We start from the raw sequence: 16,985 nt of genomic DNA, 5'->3' as shown, positions 1-16,985 counted from the left end.
ATGAGCAAAAAACTGATCGGTACTCTTATCGCGTTGGTTGCCATCTTCTCCTTATTGATTTTGTTGATTGCCATTAACTTCGGCGGCGTAAAAGAGCGCTATAAGCAGATTGAGCCCAATCTGGACAACTACTCGGTGGCTGAGATCCTGTTTCTGGCGTTTGAAAGGACCAAAATCGCGTTGTTGCTCAGTGAAAACAATGACTACGACGCCTTCCAGATCAAAAAGAAAATCTTCTACTCGAAGATTCAGATCCTGGAGAGCCGTTCGACCTTCAGCGACTCTTTTTATTACGACGACGAGTTCATCAAAAATGTTGCGCTGCTGAAGCAGCAGTATCGCACGTTGGACGATCTTTCTGCCGGCTTGCTGGTGGGGCTGAAAAACAAGGCGGACATTCTCTCTTATATGGATGATATCGAGGGTACGCTGGTCGATATCCAGGAAATTATTTATCGGATACAGATTAAAAACTTTACCGAAGTGAAAGGCATCATCCAGGACAACTCGAGTAAAGCCGAGATGTTCGCCCTCTTTTCGCTGATTTTAGTGTTCCTGATGATGTTCCTGGTGCTGAGAAACGCCTTCTCGTTGAAAGAGATCATCAAGAACAAGAATATCTTTATCTCTTCCATCTACCACGAGATCGCCGGTTCGACCCAGGCCATCGTCATTGCCGCGGATATCATGGAACACGAGCTGGCGCAGGAAGAGTTGAAAAAAGAAGCCCGCCTGATCTCCTATCACGGTAACAAGATCGCCGAACAAACGCGCGAGGTGATGGATTATTCTCGGCTTGAGATGGGAGAAGTTAAAATCAATATTTCCACCTTCCGGCTGAATGAGGTGGTGGACGATGCCGTAACCGGCATCGGCGCCGGGCGAGGCAATCGCCTCGTGATCCACCGTTCGTCTTATGCCGGCCTGATTGGTTCTGATAAATACAAGCTCTACCGAATATTGGCCAACCTGCTCAGCAACGCGGATAAGTTTACCCACCACGGCGCGATCGCCCTCGATGTGAAGCTGTGTCACGGCAACTTGTATTTGCGGGTGAAAGACACCGGCATCGGGTTTAACGTCGATAATCTGGATCGGTTATATAAGGCGTTCAATCAGGGGGTGGAAAGGGAAACGCGGCAGGGATTAGGGCTGGGGCTGACCATTATCAAAAATTACGTCACGACGATGAAAGGCACCATCAAGGTCAAATCCGTCGAAGGGGTTGGATCATCGTTTTTGATCCGCATTCCGGTCAAACTAATTAAAGAATAGGTTCGACAGCAACAGCGAAGAGATAATCAGCGGCTTGGTCGGTTTTTCCACCAGGTGCACGTCATAGTGCAGGATCATGTCGCCGATGTTTTTCTCGTAGTGATTCAGCTGGCCGGTCAGAATGATGATGCGGGCGTGCGGATCGAGGGCGTCTTTAATTTTCTTCACCACGCGTTCGGAAGTCTCGCCGAAGTCCAACAGCCAGTCCAAAATAAACGCCTCAAAGGACTGCTGCTCCAGCGCGGCCAGCATGGCGTCCGCCGTCTGAAAGGTCTCAGCCTCGATGCCGTAGCGGCTGGCGATCTTCTTCAACAGTTCGAGAATATCGCCGTCATTATCCAGGATCGCGATGCGCGGGGCCGGCAGAAAGTCTATCTTGTTGACTTTATACAGCGGGGCATCGGCTGCATATTCCCGATTGGTGTTGATGATGAAAAGATCGTCCTTTTTGTAGGCGTAAGTTTCGTCGTTGTCCGCTTGCGTGACCGGGCGCTCGTCGACCTCAATGTTACAGCGCTTGTGAATGCTGTTCATGATAAACACGCCGTTATGTGTCCTTTGGCCGGCAAACGGCTCGTTGAAATACTGGAAAACCTTTTTGATTTCATCGAGGGTGATGCCCCTTTTGCCATCCAGCTTCTGTTTGGCGCTGTTGTACTGAAGGTTCAGTATGTTGGCCATCGTGGAGGCATGTTTTCTGTCGCCAACTCCTTTCAGAGTGAGCAACGCGCTGATTGCATCGATGTAATTTGGCGTTTTCTTCATGACAACCTTGGCTTTTTTGATGTTAACCGCGAGCGTTGGAAAACCTGCGTGAGGACCCGAGCTGGATTATAGATGAAGCCTCGGTTATTGCGGTGATATCAGTTTGATTTTCCTTGGCAAACTCAAAACACACTCGATGACAAATAAAAAAACACTCAAAAGACATTCACATTTAGCTGTTTATGTGGTTAATTAGCGCACATACTGTGTGATTCGCGTCCTGGGGGGGTGCCAGTCTCACAAAATAAACCGCCTGCTCTTGTCCGTAAGCAGGGAGCAGGCGGCAAAAAGATCCGCGACCGACACCAGGGCCATTGGCAGTACTGAAGATGACCGGCACTGTTTTCGAAAACGGCTCGCTGTCATGTTCGGGCCTGCTGATATTGCCGTACGCTTTCTACCACCACCTCGGGCGCAACCACGCCTTCCTGCCCCAAAATCACTGCTTGTGAAGTGCCCTGCGCGACGATTCGTTCGCCGATGCTGAACGTATGCGTTGCATAGAAGTAACGTTCGTCCCAATGGGTAATGGTCATGCTGACCTGATAGCGTTGGAACGGACGCAGCGCTTTTTTATAGTCCATCGTATGTTGACTGACGATCGGTGACCAGCGTCGTTTGAGCATTAGCGCCAGCAGGCCGGTGCGAATAAACAGATCGACCCGGTTCAGGTCGCATACCGTCATATAGCGGCCATTGTTCATGTGCAAGTTGATATCGATGTCATTCAGCCAGACGCGGGTCGCCAGTTGATTGGTCAGCATATCCATCGACATGCGCGGTTTCCACCGTGAAGCGAGCAAGATCCAGATCAAACGGAGGTAGAGGTTCATGGTCAGTATTCCGCAGGATTGTCAGAGAGGTAAGGCAGTCAGATTTTAACTGTGGTCGAACCAGTTTGTTTTGTCAAAACGCATGACGCCATTTTGCGTGATGGCGTGGGCTCGCGGGAGCCCCGGAGTCGCGCAAGAGAATCTCCGGCGCGATCCGGGATGGGATAAGGCGGGGCCATCGAGAGGGAGACGGCCCCGGCCGCCGCCGGGTTTGGCGGCCGGCAACGTCACTATAATCGGCGCGTTTGTCGGCGCCAGCACCACCGTTCGGCATTGCGCGGCCGCTCCAGCGTTTTCTTCACGCGGCGGTAAACGTTGCCGCTTATTGCGCACCGCGTCCCAGATAACCGTCCCAGTCTTTCCACACCGGCTGCAGCCCGGCGTTGCTGATGGCCTCGGCGACCTGCTGTGGCGTGCGGCCGTCGTGCGGTTCGAACTGTTCCAGCTCCGGCGGCACGTCATCGGCATAGCCGCCGGGCTGCGTCTTGGATCCGGCGCTGACGCTGTTGATCGCCACCGGGATCATATGATCGCGGAAGTACGGCGACTCACGCGTAGACAGCGACAGCTCAACGTCCGGCGCGAACAGCCGGAAGGCGCAGATCAGCTGCACCAGTTGAGGCTCGCTCATGATCGACGCCGGTTCAATGCCGCCGGCGCAGGGGCGCAGGCGCGGGAACGAGATCGAGTAGCGGCTCTGCCAGTAGGTTTGCTGCAGGTAAAACAGATGTTCCGCCAGCAGGTAGCAGTCGGTGCGCCAACTGTTGGACAGGCCGATCAACGCACCGATGCCGATCTTGTCGATCCCGGCGCGCCCCAGGCGATCCGGCGTGGCCAGGCGCCAATGGAAATCCTGCTTCTGGCCGCGCAGGTGATGCTGCAGATAGGTGGCCGGATGGTAGGTTTCCTGGTACACCAGCACGCCGTCCAGGCCCAGCGTTTTCAGTTCGGCGTATTCCTCCTGCGCCAACGGCTGCACTTCCATCATCAGTGAGCTGAAGTGTCGGCGGATCGCCGGGATGTGCTGCCGGAAATAGTCCATGCCGACCTTGGTCTGATGCTCGCCGGTGACCAGCAACAGATGTTCGAACCCCAGCGCCTGGATGGCTGCGCACTCGCGGGCGATCTCCGCCGCATCCAGCGTTTTGCGCTTGATGCGGTTGCTCATCGAAAAGCCGCAGTAGGTGCAGTCGTTGGCGCACAGGTTGGACAGATACAGCGGCACATAGAAGCTGACGACGTTGCCGAATCGCTGACGGGTCAGCTGCTGCGCGCGCTGCGCCAGCGGTTCCAGATACGGCGCGGCGGCGGGGGAGATCAGCGCCATAAAGTCGTCGCGCGTCAGCTTGTCGGCGTTCAACGCGCGTTCCACGTCGCGCGCGGTTTTGCCGTTGATGCGCAGCGTAATGTCGTCCCAATCCAGCTGTTGCCAGCGGCTACTGAAATCGTCGGCCATCACTGTGCCTCCTCTGGCTGGCTGAGGAAGGCGGTCAGCGGGCTAGAGGCGACCGCACCGCGCTGGCTGACGCCCAATCCGGCGCTGCGCGCCAATTCGCCGGCCTCCAGCGCCAGGCGAAACGCCCGCGCCATTTGCACCGGGTCGCGCGCCACGGCGATGGCGGTGTTCACCAGCACCGCGTCGGCGCCCAGCTCCATCGCTTCCAGCGCGTGGCTCGGCGCGCCGATGCCGGCGTCGACCACCACCGGCACCTTGGCCTGTTCGATGATGATCTCGAGGAAGTCGCGGGTGCGCAGACCGCGGTTGGAACCGATAGGGGCGCCGAGCGGCATCACCGCCGCGCAGCCCGCCTCTTCCAGCCGTTTGCACAGCACCGGATCGGCGCCGCAGTAGGGCAGCACCACAAAACCGTCTTTCACCAGCGTTTCCGCCGCCTTCAGCGTTTCTATCGGATCCGGCAGCAGGTATTTCACATCGGGGTGGATCTCCAGCTTCACCCAGTGGGTGCCGAGCGCTTCACGCGCCAGCCGGGCGGCGAATACCGCTTCGGCGGCCGTTTTGGCGCCGGAGGTATTGGGCAACAGCCTGACGCCCAACTGTTGCAGCGGCGCCAAAATGGCGTCGTTGCCGCCGCGCAGATCGACGCGCTTCATGGCCATGGTCACCAGCTGTGAGCCGGAGGCCGCCAGCGCCTCCAACATCAGCGCCGGGGTGGCGAACTTGCCGGTGCCGGTGAACAGGCGCGAGGTAAAAGTGGTATCGGCGATTTTCAGCATGTCAGCCTCCGGCGATCGCTTGAAACAGCAAAATGTCGTCACCGTCCTGCACCTGATGGTCGGCCCAGTCGGCGCGCGGGATGATGGTTTGGTTGATCGCCAGCGCGGTACCCGGCTGGTGGCGTTCCAGCTGAGCCAGCAGGGCGGCGACGCTGAGCGGCTGCGCCAGCTCCAGCGGTTGGTCGTTTAAACGGATCTTCATGCCGCGCCTCCGCATACCGGGCAGGCACGGGCCTGGCTCAGTTGCAGCGTGCTCCAGCTCTGCTGCTTGCCGTCGAACAGCCGCAGTTTACCGCTGAGGGAAGAAGGCATGCCGGCCAGCATCTTGATGGCCTCCAGCGCTTGCAGAGTGCCGATCACGCCCACCACCGGGCCGAGTACCCCGGCGGTGCGGCAGTTGCGCTGCGGCTCTTCCTGCTCCGGGTACAGGCAGGCGTAGCAGCCGTGCGCATAGGGCGGCTCGAGCACCAGCAGCTGGCCGCTGAAGCCGACCGCGCTGCCGCTAATCAGCGGCTTGGCGGCGGCGATGCAGGCGGCATTGACCTCATGGCGGGTCGCCATATTGTCGCAGCAGTCCAGCACCAGATCGGCGCGGGCGACCGCGTCGCGCAGCGCTTGCCCTTGCAGCCGCTGCGCCAGCGGGATGGATTCCACCAACGGGTTCAGCGCCTGCAGGTGGCGTTGCGCCAGCGCCGCCTTGTCGGTGGCGGTATCGGTGCTGCGGTAGAGGATTTGCCGCTGCAGGTTGGTGACGTGCAGCTGGTCGTCGTCGGCCAGCAGCAGCGTGCCGACGCCGGCGGCGGCCAGATACAGCGAAGCCGGGGAACCGAGCCCACCTAAACCGACGATCAGCACCGTGGCGCGCTTGAGTCTCTCCTGGCCTTCCGGGCCGACGTCCTCCAGCAGCAGCTGGCGGCTGTAGCGCAGGAATTCCTGATCGTTAAGCATCGTTCGGATCCTCGCCTTCGATCAGCCGCAGCAACTCGGCCGTCGCCGCGCGCCAGTCCGGTGCCTGGGTGATGGCGCTGACCACCGCCACGCTGCCGACGCCGCACGCCAGCACCGCCGGCACGCGATCGATACTGATCCCGCCGATCGCCACCGTCGGGTAATCCGCCAAACCGGCGATGTGGCGTTTCAACTCCGCCAGCCCCTGTGGCGCCGAAGGCATGTCTTTGGTCTGAGTGGGGAAGATGTGCCCCAACGCGATGTAGGACGGTTTCACCGCCAGCGCGCGCGCCAGTTCGGCGTCGTCATGGGTGGAAACGCCCAGCCGCAGCCCGGCGCGGTGAATGGCAACCAGATCGGTGGTATCGAGATCTTCCTGGCCCAGATGCACGCCGTAGGCGCCGTGCTTGATCGCCAGCCGCCAGTAGTCGTTGATGAACAGCCGCGCCTGATAACGCCGGCCCAACGCGATGGCGGCAGCGATATCCTCTTCGACCTGCTCGTCAGGCAAGTCCTTGATGCGCAACTGGATGGTGGTGACGCCGGCCTCCAGCAGGCGAGCGATCCATTCCACGCTGTCGACGACCGGGTAGAGCCCCAGTTTGTAGGGCGTCGCCGGGAAGGGGGTCGTGATATCAGTCATTGCTGGTCTCCTCCTGCAAATTGCCGGCGCTGTGATACAGCTCGCTGCCGCGGGCGCGGAACTCGGCGGACATTTTCTCCATACCGGTCAGCTGCACCTCGATCGGTTTGGCGGCTTCTTGGGCAGCGGCGTAGTCGCGCACCTCTTGTGAAATCTTCATCGAGCAGAATTTTGGTCCGCACATCGAGCAGAAGTGGGCGATCTTGCCGGATTCCTGCGGCAGGGTTTCGTCGTGATAGGCGCGCGCGGTGGCCGGATCGAGCGCCAGATTGAACTGATCTTCCCAGCGGAATTCGAAACGCGCCTTGGACATGGCGTTATCGCGGATCTGCGCGCCCGGATGGCCTTTGGCCAGATCGGCGGCGTGAGCGGCGATCTTGTAGGTGATCAGGCCCTGTTTGACGTCCTCTTTGTTCGGCAGGCCGAGGTGTTCTTTCGGCGTGACGTAACACAGCATGGCGCAGCCGAACCAGCCGATCATCGCCGCGCCGATACCGGAGGTGAAATGGTCATAGCCCGGGGCGATATCGGTGGTCAGCGGGCCGAGGGTGTAGAATGGCGCTTCGTGGCAGTGTTCCAGCTCTTCGGTCATGTTGCGGCGGATCATCTGCATCGGCACGTGGCCCGGGCCCTCGATCATCACCTGCACGTCGTATTCCCAGGCGATTTTGGTCAGCTCGCCCAGCGTATGCAGCTCGGCGAACTGGGCTTCGTCGTTGGCGTCCTGAATTGAGCCGGGGCGCAGGCCGTCGCCGAGCGACAGCGAAACGTCGTAGGCGGCGCAGATCTCACAGATTTCGCGGAAATGCTGATAGAGGAAGTTTTCCTGATGGTGCGACAGACACCATTTGGCCATGATCGAGCCGCCGCGCGACACGATGCCGGTCAGGCGTTTGGCGGTCATCGGCACGTAGCGCAGCAGCACGCCGGCGTGGATGGTGAAGTAGTCGACCCCTTGTTCCGCCTGTTCCAGCAGCGTATCGCGGAACATCTCCCAGGTGAGGTTCTCCGCCACGCCGTTGACCTTCTCCAGCGCCTGATAAATAGGCACCGTACCGATGGGTACCGGGCTGTTGCGCAGGATCCATTCGCGGGTTTCGTGAATGTAGCGGCCGGTGGAGAGATCCATCACGGTGTCTGCGCCCCAGCGGGTGGACCACACCAGCTTCTCCACCTCTTCTTCGATCGACGACGTCACCGCCGAGTTGCCGATATTGGCGTTCACCTTCACCAGGAAATTGCGGCCGATGATCATCGGCTCCGCCTCAGGGTGATTGATGTTGGCGGGAATGATAGCGCGGCCGGCGGCCACTTCCTGGCGCACGAACTCCGGCGTGATGTTGTCCGGCAGGTTGGCGCCCCAGCCCTGGCCCGGATGCTGGTGGCCCAGCACCTCGCCGCGAATGCGCTCGCGCCCCATGTTTTCGCGGATGGCGATGAACTCCATCTCCGGGGTGACGATGCCGGCGCGGGCGTAGTGCAACTGGGTGACGCACTTGCCCGGCAGCGCTTTGCGCGGCAACGGCAGGTGTTCGAAACGCAGGTGATCGAGGCCTTCGTCCGCCAGCCGCTGTTGGGTGAAGCCGGAGCTGGCGCCGCTCAGGGTGGCGGTATCGCCGCGCGCGTCGATCCAGCCGGCGCGCAGCTTGGTCAGGCCCGCGTGCACGTCGAGCTCGGCCTGTGGATCGCCGTACGGGCCGGCGGTGTCATACACCGGGATCGCCTCGTTGGGTTCATACTGCGGGCTATCTTTGCTGCCGCCGATCAGGGTCGGGCTGAGCTGAATTTCGCGCATCGGCACCTGGATATCGCGGCGCGAACCCTGCAGGTAGATGCGGCGTGAGTTTGGGAAAGCCATGCCTTGCAGGGTGTCGATAAACTGCTGGGCGGCTTCGCGTTGCGCTTTACGGGCGCGCGGTGGATTAACGTTAGACATAGCAAGTTCCTACCAGTGTGTTGGGTTGGGAAAGTTGCTTGTCTGGAGCTCGGAGGGAGTAATGATGGTGGCCGATAAGGCAGGGCACCCGCAAGGGGAAGGCCGTGTCTGTGGCGATAGATTACTCTTGTTCCCTTCGCGGGTATTAACCCGATCAGGTTCCGCGGATCCCGAATTAACGGTCTCAGCCTGGCTGATTTGATGAACAAATCAGGCGCTAGGCACTCCGACAAGATGCCCCCCAGTATAGGAGGGATAAGAAAAAAAACTATAAAATTTTAACGCGCCGGATCCAGCGCCTGGTCCGGCAGCGGTTGCTGCGCGGCCTCCGCTTCCAGCAGGATCAGCTTATCTTCCAGCGCAAAGCGCGCCGCCAGCGTTTCGCCGATATCCGACAAGGCCTGGTGGAATTCCAGACAAACCTCCTGATCGATATCCACTTCGGTATAGCGATCGTGGAACGCCATGATCTGTTCGGTATTGGCCCACAGCTTGGGGTAGATGTTCACCGCCAGCGACATTTTCGGACTGGCTGCGCCTTCCACTTGTTTGATAATTCTGTCATAGATATGAAAATGCCCTGCGGAGAGGTAATCCACCAGGTTATGGCAAAAGTTCTCCAGCGCTTTTTCATTCAGCGGCGTATGCTTTTCTTTATTCGGTTTGAGGCCTACCAGCGTGCAGTAGGCGACCAGCAACTGCTTGCGGGCCTGAAGCCATTGATCAACTAATTCATTACTACCGCCAACGCGCTGAGTCAGCCTTTCCAAACGGTTGAGCATGTTTGACTCCGTGTAAGTAACAAAAGTAACCGGTAAGTTATTAAAATGTAACAAAGCCGATTTGTAGAGTGCCAGTGAAGCTGAGGTTGTGCAACAACGATATGGAACTTGCATTAACGGGCAATGAAAACGGCTGGTGGATCGTCAGCCATGAAAGCAAACTTTGGTTACCGAACGGTGAATTGCCGTCGGGGAGCGCCGCCGCCCTCGGGCTGCAGGGCCACATGGCGCGCGTCATCGGTGAGTGGGAGGGCGCGCCGGTCTGGCTGGTGCGCCAGGCGATGCCGCGGGAGATGGGGTCGGTGCGTCAGCTGTTGGATCAGGATCGTGGTCTGTTCCAGCTTGCCGGGCGCGGCGTGCAGTTGGCGGATTTCTACCGCTCCCATCGCTATTGCGGCTACTGCGGCCATGAGATGCACCTCAGCCGCACCGAAAGCGCCTGCCTGTGCGGCCATTGCAAGGAGCGCTACTACCCGCAGATCGCGCCCTGCGTGATCGTCGCCATTCGGCGCGACGATCAGATCCTGCTGGCGCAGCACGTGCGCCATCGCGGCGGCATTCACACGGTGCTGGCCGGTTTCGTTGAAGTGGGCGAAACGCTGGAGCAAGCGGTGGCGCGCGAAGTGATGGAAGAGAGCAATATTGAAATCAATAACCTGCGCTACGTCACGTCACAACCCTGGCCGTTTCCGCACTCGCTGATGATGGCCTTTATGGCCGATTACCACCAGGGTGAGATTCGTCACGATCCCAAGGAGTTGCTCAATGCCGGCTGGTATCGTTACGACCAACTGCCGCTGTTGCCGCCGCCCGGCACCGTGGCGCGCCGCTTGATTGAGGACACCGTGGCGCTGTGCCGGGCAGAATAATGTACAATGGCCGGCAGATTATTAAGGGAGCCCCATAAATGACTGAGTTGAAGAACGATCGTTACCTGCGCGCGCTGTTGCGTCAGCCGGTGGATGTGACCCCCGTATGGATGATGCGCCAGGCCGGTCGTTATTTACCGGAGTATAAGGCGACTCGCGCCCAGGCCGGTGATTTCATGTCGCTGTGCAAGAACGCGGAGCTGGCCTGCGAGGTTACGCTGCAGCCGCTGCGCCGCTACGCGCTGGACGCCGCCATCCTGTTCTCCGACATTCTCACCATTCCCGACGCCATGGGGCTCGGCCTGTACTTTGAAGCCGGCGAAGGCCCGCGTTTCAGCTCCCCCGTCACCTGCCGCGCCGACGTCGACAAACTGCCGGCGTTCGATCCGGAAGTGGAGCTGGGCTATGTGATGAACGCGGTGCGCACCATCCGCCGCGAGCTGAAGGGCGAAGTGCCGCTGATCGGCTTCTCCGGCAGCCCGTGGACGCTGGCTACCTATATGGTTGAGGGCGGCAGCAGCAAGGCCTTCACCAAGCTGAAGAAGATGATGTATGCCGAGCCGGCCACGCTGCACCTGTTGCTGGACAAGCTGGCGGACAGCGTGATCCTTTACCTCAATGCCCAGATTAAGGCCGGCGCGCAGTCGGTGATGGTGTTCGACACCTGGGGCGGCGTGCTGACCGGGCGCGATTACCGTGAGTTCTCTTTGCACTACATGCACAAGATCGTCGATGGCTTGCTGCGTGAAAACGACGGTCGCCGCGTGCCGGTAACGCTGTTCACCAAAGGCGGCGGGCAGTGGCTGGAGGCGATGGCCGCCACCGGCTGCGATGCGCTGGGGCTGGACTGGACCACCGATATCGCCGACGCGCGCCGTCGCGTAGGCGACAAAGTGGCGCTGCAGGGCAATATGGATCCGTCGATGCTTTATGCTTCTCCGGCGCGCATCGCGGAAGAAGTGGAGACCATTCTGGCCGGTTTCGGCCACGGCAACGGTCATGTGTTCAACCTGGGCCACGGCATCCATCAGGATGTGCCGCCGGAGCACGCCGGGGCCTTCGTCGAGGCGGTGCACGCGCAGTCGGCGAAATACCACCGTTAAGGATCCGATGTGACCGATATGGCGGCTCTGCGCGCCGAACAGCTGCGGCGCGCCGCTGAAGTCATTCGCTACGACGAGCTGCCGGCCGAACCGCCGGCGTTCATCGCCGGCGCCGATGTGGGCTTCGAGCAAGAGGGCGCGGTGACGCGCGCCGCCATCGCCATCCTGCGCTATCCGTCGCTGGAGCTGGTGGAGTATCAGGTGGCGCGCATCGCTACCGTCATGCCTTATATCCCGGGTTTCCTGTCGTTTCGCGAATACCCGGCGCTGTTGGCCGCCTGGGCGCAGCTGCGGCAAAAACCGGGGCTGATCTTCGTCGATGGGCACGGCGTTTCACATCCGCGGCGCCTCGGCGTCGCCAGCCATTTCGGCCTGCTGGTCGATGTGCCGACCATCGGCGTGGCCAAGAAGCGCCTGTGCGGCAAATTCGCGCCGCTGGACGCCGCCGTCGGCGCGCTGGCGCCGTTGGAAGATAAGGGAGAACAGCTGGGCTGGGTATGGCGTAGCAAGGCGCGTTGCAACCCGCTGTTCATCTCTACCGGTCACCGCGTGGGCGCCGACAGCGCGCTGGCGTGGGTGCAGCGCTGCATGGCGGGCTACCGTTTGCCGGAGCCGACCCGTTGGGCCGACGCCATCGCTTCGCGCCGTCCGGCGTTTCAGCGCTGGTTGCAGCAGCATCCGGAGGTGTCGCCATGAGCGATTTCGGGTACACTGCGCCGCAGATAACGCGTAAGAGAGTAAAGCATGCTACGTAACCCGATTCATTTACGTCTGGAACGGCTCGAGGGCTGGCAACATTTGACCTTTATGGCCAGTTTGTGCGAGCGTATGTACCCGAATTACCAGATGTTCTGCAAACAGACCGAGTTCGGCGATCCGGCGGTTTATCGCCGCATTCTGGATTTGGTGTGGGAAACGCTGGTGGTGAAGGATGCCAAGGTCAACTTCGACAGCCAGCTCGAGAAGTTGGAAGAGGCGATTCCGTCGGCGGAAGATTACGATCTTTACGGCGTTTACCCGGCAATTGATGCCTGTATCGCATTAGGGGAACTGATCCATTCGCGGCTCGGCGGGGAGACGCTGGAGCACGCCATCGCCATCAGCGAAACATCGATTCGCACCGTGGCGATGTTGGAAATGACCCAAGCCGGTAAGGAAATGACCGACGAAGAGTTGGAAAGTTTGCCGGCGGTAGAGGAAGAATGGGACATTCAATGGGAAATTTTCCGCCTGTTGGACGCCTGTGAAGAGCGCGATTTAGACCTGATCAAGGGGCTGCGATCCGACCTGCGAGAGGCCGGTGTCAGCAACATCGGGATAAATTTAGCGCAATAAGGCAACAAAACGTGATTTAACGCCTGATTTGTCGTGCCTTAAGGCTTCACATCCGCACCCTGTCTGGTCTACATTTGGGGGGCGTAAAAAAAGTGGCTATCGGTGCGTGTATGCAGGAGAGTGCTGTCAATCGGCATATCCGTCGCACTCGATGCTTTGCAAACGATAAACACACTGTAAGGATAACTTATGAACAAGACTCAACTGATTGATGTAATCGCGGACAAGGCTGACCTTTCCAAAGCACAAGCTAAACTGGCTCTGGAATCCACCCTGGCTGCAATTACTGAGTCTCTGAAAGAAGGTGATGCAGTACAATTGGTTGGCTTCGGTACTTTCAAAGTAAACCATCGTAGCGAGCGCACTGGCCGCAACCCACAGACTGGCAAAGAAATCAAAATCGCAGCAGCCAACGTGCCTGCGTTCGTTTCTGGCAAAGCACTGAAAGACGCCGTTAAATAAGACCGCGCCTCGGTGAAAAGATTAAACAGGGGGGCGATGGCGCCCCTTTTGTTTACTCGTCGGGCGCTTATGGCCGTTGGCATCGCCGTCGGCCTGAGCGCCTGCAGTTTCCATTCCGATATCCCCAGTTTTACCGCCAGTGGCTTCGTGGCCGATCAGGGCGTGATACGTCTGTGGCGTAAAGACGATGAGCAACATCGTCCGCAAGTGTTGGTCAGCGTTTACAGCCCTTACCGCGGCCCGGGTACCATTACCACGCTGTACACCTATCAGGGCGACGTGCTGCGCCAAATCAAACGTAACGACGCCGACGGCGATCGAGATTCCATTCAGCTGCGCTTTGCCGACGATGGCACGGTGAGTTTTATGCAGCGCCAGCTGGCGACACGCCGCGAACCGCTGACCCGCGATGAAATCGCCCTGTACCAATATCAGGCGCGGCGTATCCTCGAAGTGAGCAATGCGCTGCGCGCCGGCAAGGTCAAATTGCTGCAGGGGCGTTGGATGCAGGGCGAGGTGCAAACCTGCGACGGCCAAAGCATGAAACCGGGGCTGGATGCCGCCTCCATCGCCTGGATCGAAAAACGCGCCCGCAGCAGCAGCCGGCCGGTGAGCGTCGCCTGGCTGGAAGCGCCGGAAGGCAGCGAGCTGCTGCTAGTGGCGAACGACGACTTCTGCAGCTGGGAACCGAAAGAAGACCAGCTATAAAAAAGGCCCCGCGCTGCGGAGCCTCTTGTCATGACCATGAAAGGTCAAATTATTTGCCGCGCGCAATCGCGCGATAACCGATATCTTTGCGGCAGAAGCTGCCCGGCCACTGGATGCCTTCCGCCAGCTGATAGGCGCGTTGCTGCGCCTGCGCCACGGTATCGCCCAGCGCCGTCACGCACAGCACGCGGCCGCCGCTGGTGACGACGTCATCGCCCTGCAAGCGTGTGCCGGCGTGGAAGACCTTACCGTCGGCGCTTTCCTGCTGCGGTAGCCCCTGGATAACCTCGCCGTTGCGATAGTCACCCGGATAACCGCCGGCTGCCAGCACCACGCCAAGGGCAGGGCGTTCGTCCCAATCAGAGCTCTTCTCGTTCAGACGGCCTTCGGCGCCCGCCAGACACAGTTCCACCAGATCGGAGCGCAGGCGCAGCATGATCGGCTGAGTTTCCGGATCGCCAAAACGGCAGTTGAATTCGATCACCTTCGGCTGGCCGTCGGCGGAGATCATCAGGCCGGCGTACAGGAAGCCGACGTAGGTGTTGCCTTCCGCCGCCATGCCGCGCACCGTCGGCCAGATCACCTGATCCATGGCGCGCTGGTGGATTTCGTCGGTCACGACCGGCGCCGGGGAGTAGGCGCCCATACCGCCGGTGTTCGGGCCGGTATCGCCGTCGCCGACGCGTTTGTGGTCCTGGCTGGTGGCCATCGGCACCACGTTCTCGCCATCGACCATCACGATGAAGCTGGCTTCTTCGCCGTCGAGGAACTCTTCCACCACGATGCGATGGCCGGCGTCACCGAAGGCGTTGCCGGCCAACATGTCGCGCACCGCCTCTTCCGCTTCCTGCAGCGTCATCGCGACGATCACGCCTTTACCGGCCGCCAGGCCATCGGCCTTGATGACGATCGGCGCACCTTTGCGGCGCACATAGGCCAGCGCCGGCTCCACCTCGGTGAAGTTTTCATATTCGGCGGTCGGGATGCGGTGGCGCGCCAGGAAATCTTTGGTGAAGGCTTTGGAGCCTTCGAGCTGCGCGGCGGCCTGTGATGGGCCGAAGATTTTCAGACCGGCGGCCTGGAAGGCATCGACCACGCCGATCACCAGCGGCGCTTCCGGCCCAACGATGGTCAGACCGATGTCATGGCTCTGGGCGAACGCGACCAGGGCGGGGATGTCGGTGGCGGCGATCGCCACGTTTTCCAGATTGGCTTCCAGCGCGGTGCCGGCATTGCCCGGCGCAACATAGACTTTATCCGCCAGCGGAGACTGGGCGGCTTTCCAGGCCAGCGCGTGTTCGCGCCCGCCGTTGCCGATAATCAAAATGTTCATCAGAAGCTCCACGAATGGCGTGCGCCGGAGCGCACGCGGCAAAAGGAATTAATGGCGGAAGTGACGCATGTCGGTGAAGATCATCGCAATGCCGTGTTCGTTGGCGGCGGCGATCACTTCGTCGTCGCGGATCGAACCGCCCGGCTGGATCACGCAGGTGATGCCAACCGCCGCTGCGGCGTCGATGCCGTCGCGGAACGGGAAGAAGGCGTCGGAGGCCATGGCGGAGCCTTTCACTTCCAGCCCTTCGTCGCCCGCTTTGATGCCGGCGATCTTGGCGGAGTAAACGCGGCTCATCTGGCCGGCGCCTATGCCGATGGTCATGTTGTCTCGCGCATAAACGATGGCGTTGGATTTCACGAACTTGGCCACTTTCCAACAGAACAGCGCGTCACGCAGTTCCTGTTCGGTCGGCTGGCGCTCGGATACCACGCGCAGATCGGCGGCGGTTACCATGCCCAGATCGCGATCCTGCACCAGCAGGCCGCCGTTGACGCGCTTGAAGTCCAGCCCCGCCACGCGTTGCTGCCACTGGCCGCAGGCCAGCACGCGCACGTTCTGTTTGGCGGCCAGCAGGGAGCGCGCTTCCTGGGTGACGTTTGGCGCGATGATCACTTCCACGAACTGGCGGCTGATGATCGCCTGCGCGGTGGCGGCGTCCAGCTCGCGGTTAAAGGCGATGATGCCGCCGAAGGCGGAGGTCGGATCGGTTTGGTAAGCGCGCTCGTAGGCGGCCAGAATGTCGTCGCCGATCGCCACGCCGCAAGGGTTGGCGTGTTTGACGATCACGCAGGCCGGTTCGTCGAACTCTTTCACGCATTCCAGCGCGGCGTCGGTATCGGCGATGTTGTTATAGGACAGCGCTTTGCCCTGCAGCTGTTCGGCGGTCGCGACAGAAGCTTCCTTTACTTCTTCCTCTATATAGAAGGCGGCCTGCTGGTGGCTGTTTTCACCGTAGCGCATATCCTGCTTCTTGATGTAGTTGAGGTTCAGGGTGCGCGGGAAGCGGCCGGACGGCTGTTCGGTCTCGCCGTGGTACGCCGGCACCAGCGCGCCGAAGTAGTTGGCGATCATGCTGTCGTAGGCGGCGGTGTGTTCAAAGGCCTTGATGGCGAGATCGAAGCGGGTGGCATAGCGCAGCGAACCGTCGTTGTTGTCCATCTCGGTAATGATGGCGGCGTAGTCGCTGCTCTTCACCACGATGGCGACGTCTTTATGGTTCTTGGCGGCGGAGCGCACCATGGTCGGGCCGCCGATATCGATATTCTCGACCGCATCCTCCAGCGAGCAATCCGGGCGCGCCACGGTTTGGGCGAATGGGTACAGATTGACGACCACCATGTCGATAGGCTTGATGTCATGCTGATTCATGACAGCGTCGTCCTGGCCGCGGCGGCCGAGAATGCCGCCGTGGACTTTCGGGTGCAGGGTCTTAACTCGTCCGTCCATCATCTCCGGGAAGCCGGTGTAGTCGGAAACTTCGGTAACGGGCAGACCGGCGTCTGCCAGCAGACGGGCGGTGCCGCCGGTGGACAGCAGTTCAACGCCGCGCTGGGAAAGCGCTTCGGCGAATTCAACGATACCGGTTTTGTCAGACACGCTGAGCAGGGCCCGGCGGATTGGACGAGGTTGTTGCATGGTTTTATCCCTTGGCTTTGAGTCGCAATTAAAGAGCGTTACGTGAATGTCCACCTCGTTCTCTCTATAAGGAAGGTTTTTTGCCTTATAAAGGGAGGGTCAGGCATATATTCAGGTAAC

18 protein-coding genes and 1 riboswitch are annotated in these 16,985 nt (G+C 60.0%); of the genes, 7 read left to right on the top strand and 11 right to left on the bottom strand.

Annotated elements, in window-relative coordinates; all coding sequences use genetic code 11:
• Positions 1-1,275: a sensor histidine kinase gene (locus ACMGF7_RS06485; RefSeq protein WP_049241911.1), complete on the top strand. Its 1,275-nt coding sequence runs from the start codon at positions 1-3 to the stop codon at positions 1,273-1,275.
• On the opposite strand, the gene ACMGF7_RS06480 is transcribed toward ACMGF7_RS06485, so the two are convergent.
• The 9 genes from ACMGF7_RS06480 to ACMGF7_RS06440 form a co-directional block, all read right to left on the bottom strand.
• Positions 1,261-2,040, bottom strand: a complete 780-nt coding sequence (locus tag ACMGF7_RS06480; protein ID WP_197800797.1) for a helix-turn-helix domain-containing protein — start codon at positions 2,038-2,040, stop codon at positions 1,261-1,263. The genes ACMGF7_RS06485 and ACMGF7_RS06480 overlap by 15 nt on opposite strands.
• 362 nt (positions 2,041-2,402) lie before the next feature.
• A complete protein-coding gene (locus ACMGF7_RS06475; RefSeq protein ID WP_197764067.1) occupies positions 2,403-2,873 on the bottom strand; it encodes a thioesterase family protein in 471 nt (156 codons plus the stop codon).
• A gap of 322 nt (positions 2,874-3,195) precedes the next feature.
• Positions 3,196-4,329, bottom strand: coding sequence for a 2-iminoacetate synthase ThiH (gene thiH, locus ACMGF7_RS06470; RefSeq protein WP_118892549.1), 1,134 nt, complete (start codon positions 4,327-4,329; stop codon positions 3,196-3,198).
• Positions 4,329-5,108: a thiazole synthase gene (locus ACMGF7_RS06465; protein WP_015376322.1), complete on the bottom strand. Its 780-nt coding sequence runs from the start codon at positions 5,106-5,108 to the stop codon at positions 4,329-4,331. The genes thiH and ACMGF7_RS06465 overlap by 1 nt, the downstream gene beginning before the upstream one ends.
• A gap of 1 nt (position 5,109) precedes the next feature.
• Positions 5,110-5,310: a sulfur carrier protein ThiS gene (gene thiS, locus ACMGF7_RS06460; RefSeq protein ID WP_004929884.1), complete on the bottom strand. Its 201-nt coding sequence runs from the start codon at positions 5,308-5,310 to the stop codon at positions 5,110-5,112.
• Positions 5,307-6,056, bottom strand: a complete 750-nt coding sequence (locus tag ACMGF7_RS06455) for a HesA/MoeB/ThiF family protein (protein WP_197800796.1) — start codon at positions 6,054-6,056, stop codon at positions 5,307-5,309. The genes thiS and ACMGF7_RS06455 overlap by 4 nt, the downstream gene beginning before the upstream one ends.
• Positions 6,049-6,699 carry a thiamine phosphate synthase gene (thiE, locus tag ACMGF7_RS06450; protein WP_049241905.1) on the bottom strand — a complete coding sequence of 217 codons (651 nt, stop codon included), beginning with the start codon at positions 6,697-6,699 and terminating at the stop codon, positions 6,049-6,051. The genes ACMGF7_RS06455 and thiE overlap by 8 nt, the downstream gene beginning before the upstream one ends.
• Positions 6,692-8,635, bottom strand: coding sequence for a phosphomethylpyrimidine synthase ThiC (gene thiC / locus ACMGF7_RS06445; RefSeq protein WP_197800795.1), 1,944 nt, complete (start codon positions 8,633-8,635; stop codon positions 6,692-6,694). The genes thiE and thiC overlap by 8 nt, the downstream gene beginning before the upstream one ends.
• Before the next feature lie 114 nt (positions 8,636-8,749).
• Positions 8,750-8,874, bottom strand: a riboswitch (TPP riboswitch).
• A gap of 39 nt (positions 8,875-8,913) precedes the next feature.
• A complete protein-coding gene (locus ACMGF7_RS06440) occupies positions 8,914-9,417 on the bottom strand; it encodes an Rsd/AlgQ family anti-sigma factor (RefSeq protein WP_019456431.1) in 504 nt (167 codons plus the stop codon).
• A 101-nt stretch (positions 9,418-9,518) separates the two neighbouring features.
• Here ACMGF7_RS06440 and nudC point away from each other — a divergent pair, with 101 nt between their 5' ends.
• From nudC to ACMGF7_RS06410, 6 genes are all read left to right on the top strand, one after another.
• Entirely contained in the window at positions 9,519-10,286 is a 768-nt protein-coding gene (gene nudC, locus ACMGF7_RS06435; protein ID WP_197800794.1) for an NAD(+) diphosphatase, read from the top strand.
• A gap of 38 nt (positions 10,287-10,324) precedes the next feature.
• Entirely contained in the window at positions 10,325-11,389 is a 1,065-nt protein-coding gene (gene hemE / locus ACMGF7_RS06430; RefSeq protein ID WP_049241902.1) for a uroporphyrinogen decarboxylase, read from the top strand.
• Positions 11,390-11,398: 9 nt separating this feature from the next.
• Positions 11,399-12,085 (top strand): deoxyribonuclease V, encoded by a 687-nt coding sequence (gene nfi, locus ACMGF7_RS06425; RefSeq protein ID WP_033631538.1) that lies wholly within the window; start codon positions 11,399-11,401, stop codon positions 12,083-12,085.
• A gap of 48 nt (positions 12,086-12,133) precedes the next feature.
• Positions 12,134-12,724, top strand: a complete 591-nt coding sequence (locus tag ACMGF7_RS06420) for a YjaG family protein (RefSeq protein ID WP_015376329.1) — start codon at positions 12,134-12,136, stop codon at positions 12,722-12,724.
• Positions 12,725-12,913: 189 nt separating this feature from the next.
• The gene (gene hupA / locus ACMGF7_RS06415; protein ID WP_004929874.1) at positions 12,914-13,186 is read left to right on the top strand and encodes a nucleoid-associated protein HU-alpha; all 273 of its coding nucleotides are present in this window, start codon (positions 12,914-12,916) and stop codon (positions 13,184-13,186) included.
• Positions 13,187-13,222: 36 nt separating this feature from the next.
• Entirely contained in the window at positions 13,223-13,894 is a 672-nt protein-coding gene (locus ACMGF7_RS06410) for a DUF1481 domain-containing protein (protein WP_079007583.1), read from the top strand.
• Between the two features lie 49 nt (positions 13,895-13,943).
• Here ACMGF7_RS06410 and purD read toward each other — a convergent pair whose 3' ends face one another.
• Both purD and purH read right to left on the bottom strand, forming a co-directional pair.
• Complete coding sequence (gene purD / locus ACMGF7_RS06405) at positions 13,944-15,227, bottom strand: phosphoribosylamine--glycine ligase (protein ID WP_015376331.1); 1,284 nt, start codon at positions 15,225-15,227, stop codon at positions 13,944-13,946.
• A 48-nt stretch (positions 15,228-15,275) separates the two neighbouring features.
• Positions 15,276-16,865, bottom strand: coding sequence for a bifunctional phosphoribosylaminoimidazolecarboxamide formyltransferase/IMP cyclohydrolase (gene purH / locus ACMGF7_RS06400; protein WP_033631541.1), 1,590 nt, complete (start codon positions 16,863-16,865; stop codon positions 15,276-15,278).
• Between the last annotated feature and the right edge of the window lie 120 nt (positions 16,866-16,985).

Origin of the sequence: Serratia sp. BNK-17 (genome assembly GCF_048684935.1) — a bacterium.
In the GTDB taxonomy this organism is placed as follows: domain Bacteria; phylum Pseudomonadota; class Gammaproteobacteria; order Enterobacterales; family Enterobacteriaceae; genus Serratia; species Serratia nematodiphila.
This window is presented reverse-complemented; position numbering and strand designations above follow the sequence as displayed.

What these genes read in the sequence shown, in the direction of transcription:
- ACMGF7_RS06485 (WP_049241911.1), top strand. Translation starts at nt 1, where the DNA reads ATGAGCAAAAAACTGATCGGTACTCTTATCGCGTTGGTTGCCATCTTC.
- ACMGF7_RS06480 (WP_197800797.1), bottom strand. Translation starts at nt 2,040, where the DNA reads ATGAAGAAAACGCCAAATTACATCGATGCAATCAGCGCGTTGCTCACT.
- ACMGF7_RS06475 (WP_197764067.1), bottom strand. Translation starts at nt 2,873, where the DNA reads ATGAACCTCTACCTCCGTTTGATCTGGATCTTGCTCGCTTCACGGTGG.
- thiH (WP_118892549.1), bottom strand. Translation starts at nt 4,329, where the DNA reads ATGGCCGACGATTTCAGTAGCCGCTGGCAACAGCTGGATTGGGACGAC.
- ACMGF7_RS06465 (WP_015376322.1), bottom strand. Translation starts at nt 5,108, where the DNA reads ATGCTGAAAATCGCCGATACCACTTTTACCTCGCGCCTGTTCACCGGC.
- thiS (WP_004929884.1), bottom strand. Translation starts at nt 5,310, where the DNA reads ATGAAGATCCGTTTAAACGACCAACCGCTGGAGCTGGCGCAGCCGCTC.
- ACMGF7_RS06455 (WP_197800796.1), bottom strand. Translation starts at nt 6,056, where the DNA reads ATGCTTAACGATCAGGAATTCCTGCGCTACAGCCGCCAGCTGCTGCTG.
- thiE (WP_049241905.1), bottom strand. Translation starts at nt 6,699, where the DNA reads ATGACTGATATCACGACCCCCTTCCCGGCGACGCCCTACAAACTGGGG.
- thiC (WP_197800795.1), bottom strand. Translation starts at nt 8,635, where the DNA reads ATGTCTAACGTTAATCCACCGCGCGCCCGTAAAGCGCAACGCGAAGCC.
- ACMGF7_RS06440 (WP_019456431.1), bottom strand. Translation starts at nt 9,417, where the DNA reads ATGCTCAACCGTTTGGAAAGGCTGACTCAGCGCGTTGGCGGTAGTAAT.
- nudC (WP_197800794.1), top strand. Translation starts at nt 9,519, where the DNA reads ATGGAACTTGCATTAACGGGCAATGAAAACGGCTGGTGGATCGTCAGC.
- hemE (WP_049241902.1), top strand. Translation starts at nt 10,325, where the DNA reads ATGACTGAGTTGAAGAACGATCGTTACCTGCGCGCGCTGTTGCGTCAG.
- ACMGF7_RS06420 (WP_015376329.1), top strand. Translation starts at nt 12,134, where the DNA reads ATGCTACGTAACCCGATTCATTTACGTCTGGAACGGCTCGAGGGCTGG.
- hupA (WP_004929874.1), top strand. Translation starts at nt 12,914, where the DNA reads ATGAACAAGACTCAACTGATTGATGTAATCGCGGACAAGGCTGACCTT.
- ACMGF7_RS06410 (WP_079007583.1), top strand. Translation starts at nt 13,223, where the DNA reads ATGGCGCCCCTTTTGTTTACTCGTCGGGCGCTTATGGCCGTTGGCATC.
- purD (WP_015376331.1), bottom strand. Translation starts at nt 15,227, where the DNA reads ATGAACATTTTGATTATCGGCAACGGCGGGCGCGAACACGCGCTGGCC.
- purH (WP_033631541.1), bottom strand. Translation starts at nt 16,865, where the DNA reads ATGCAACAACCTCGTCCAATCCGCCGGGCCCTGCTCAGCGTGTCTGAC.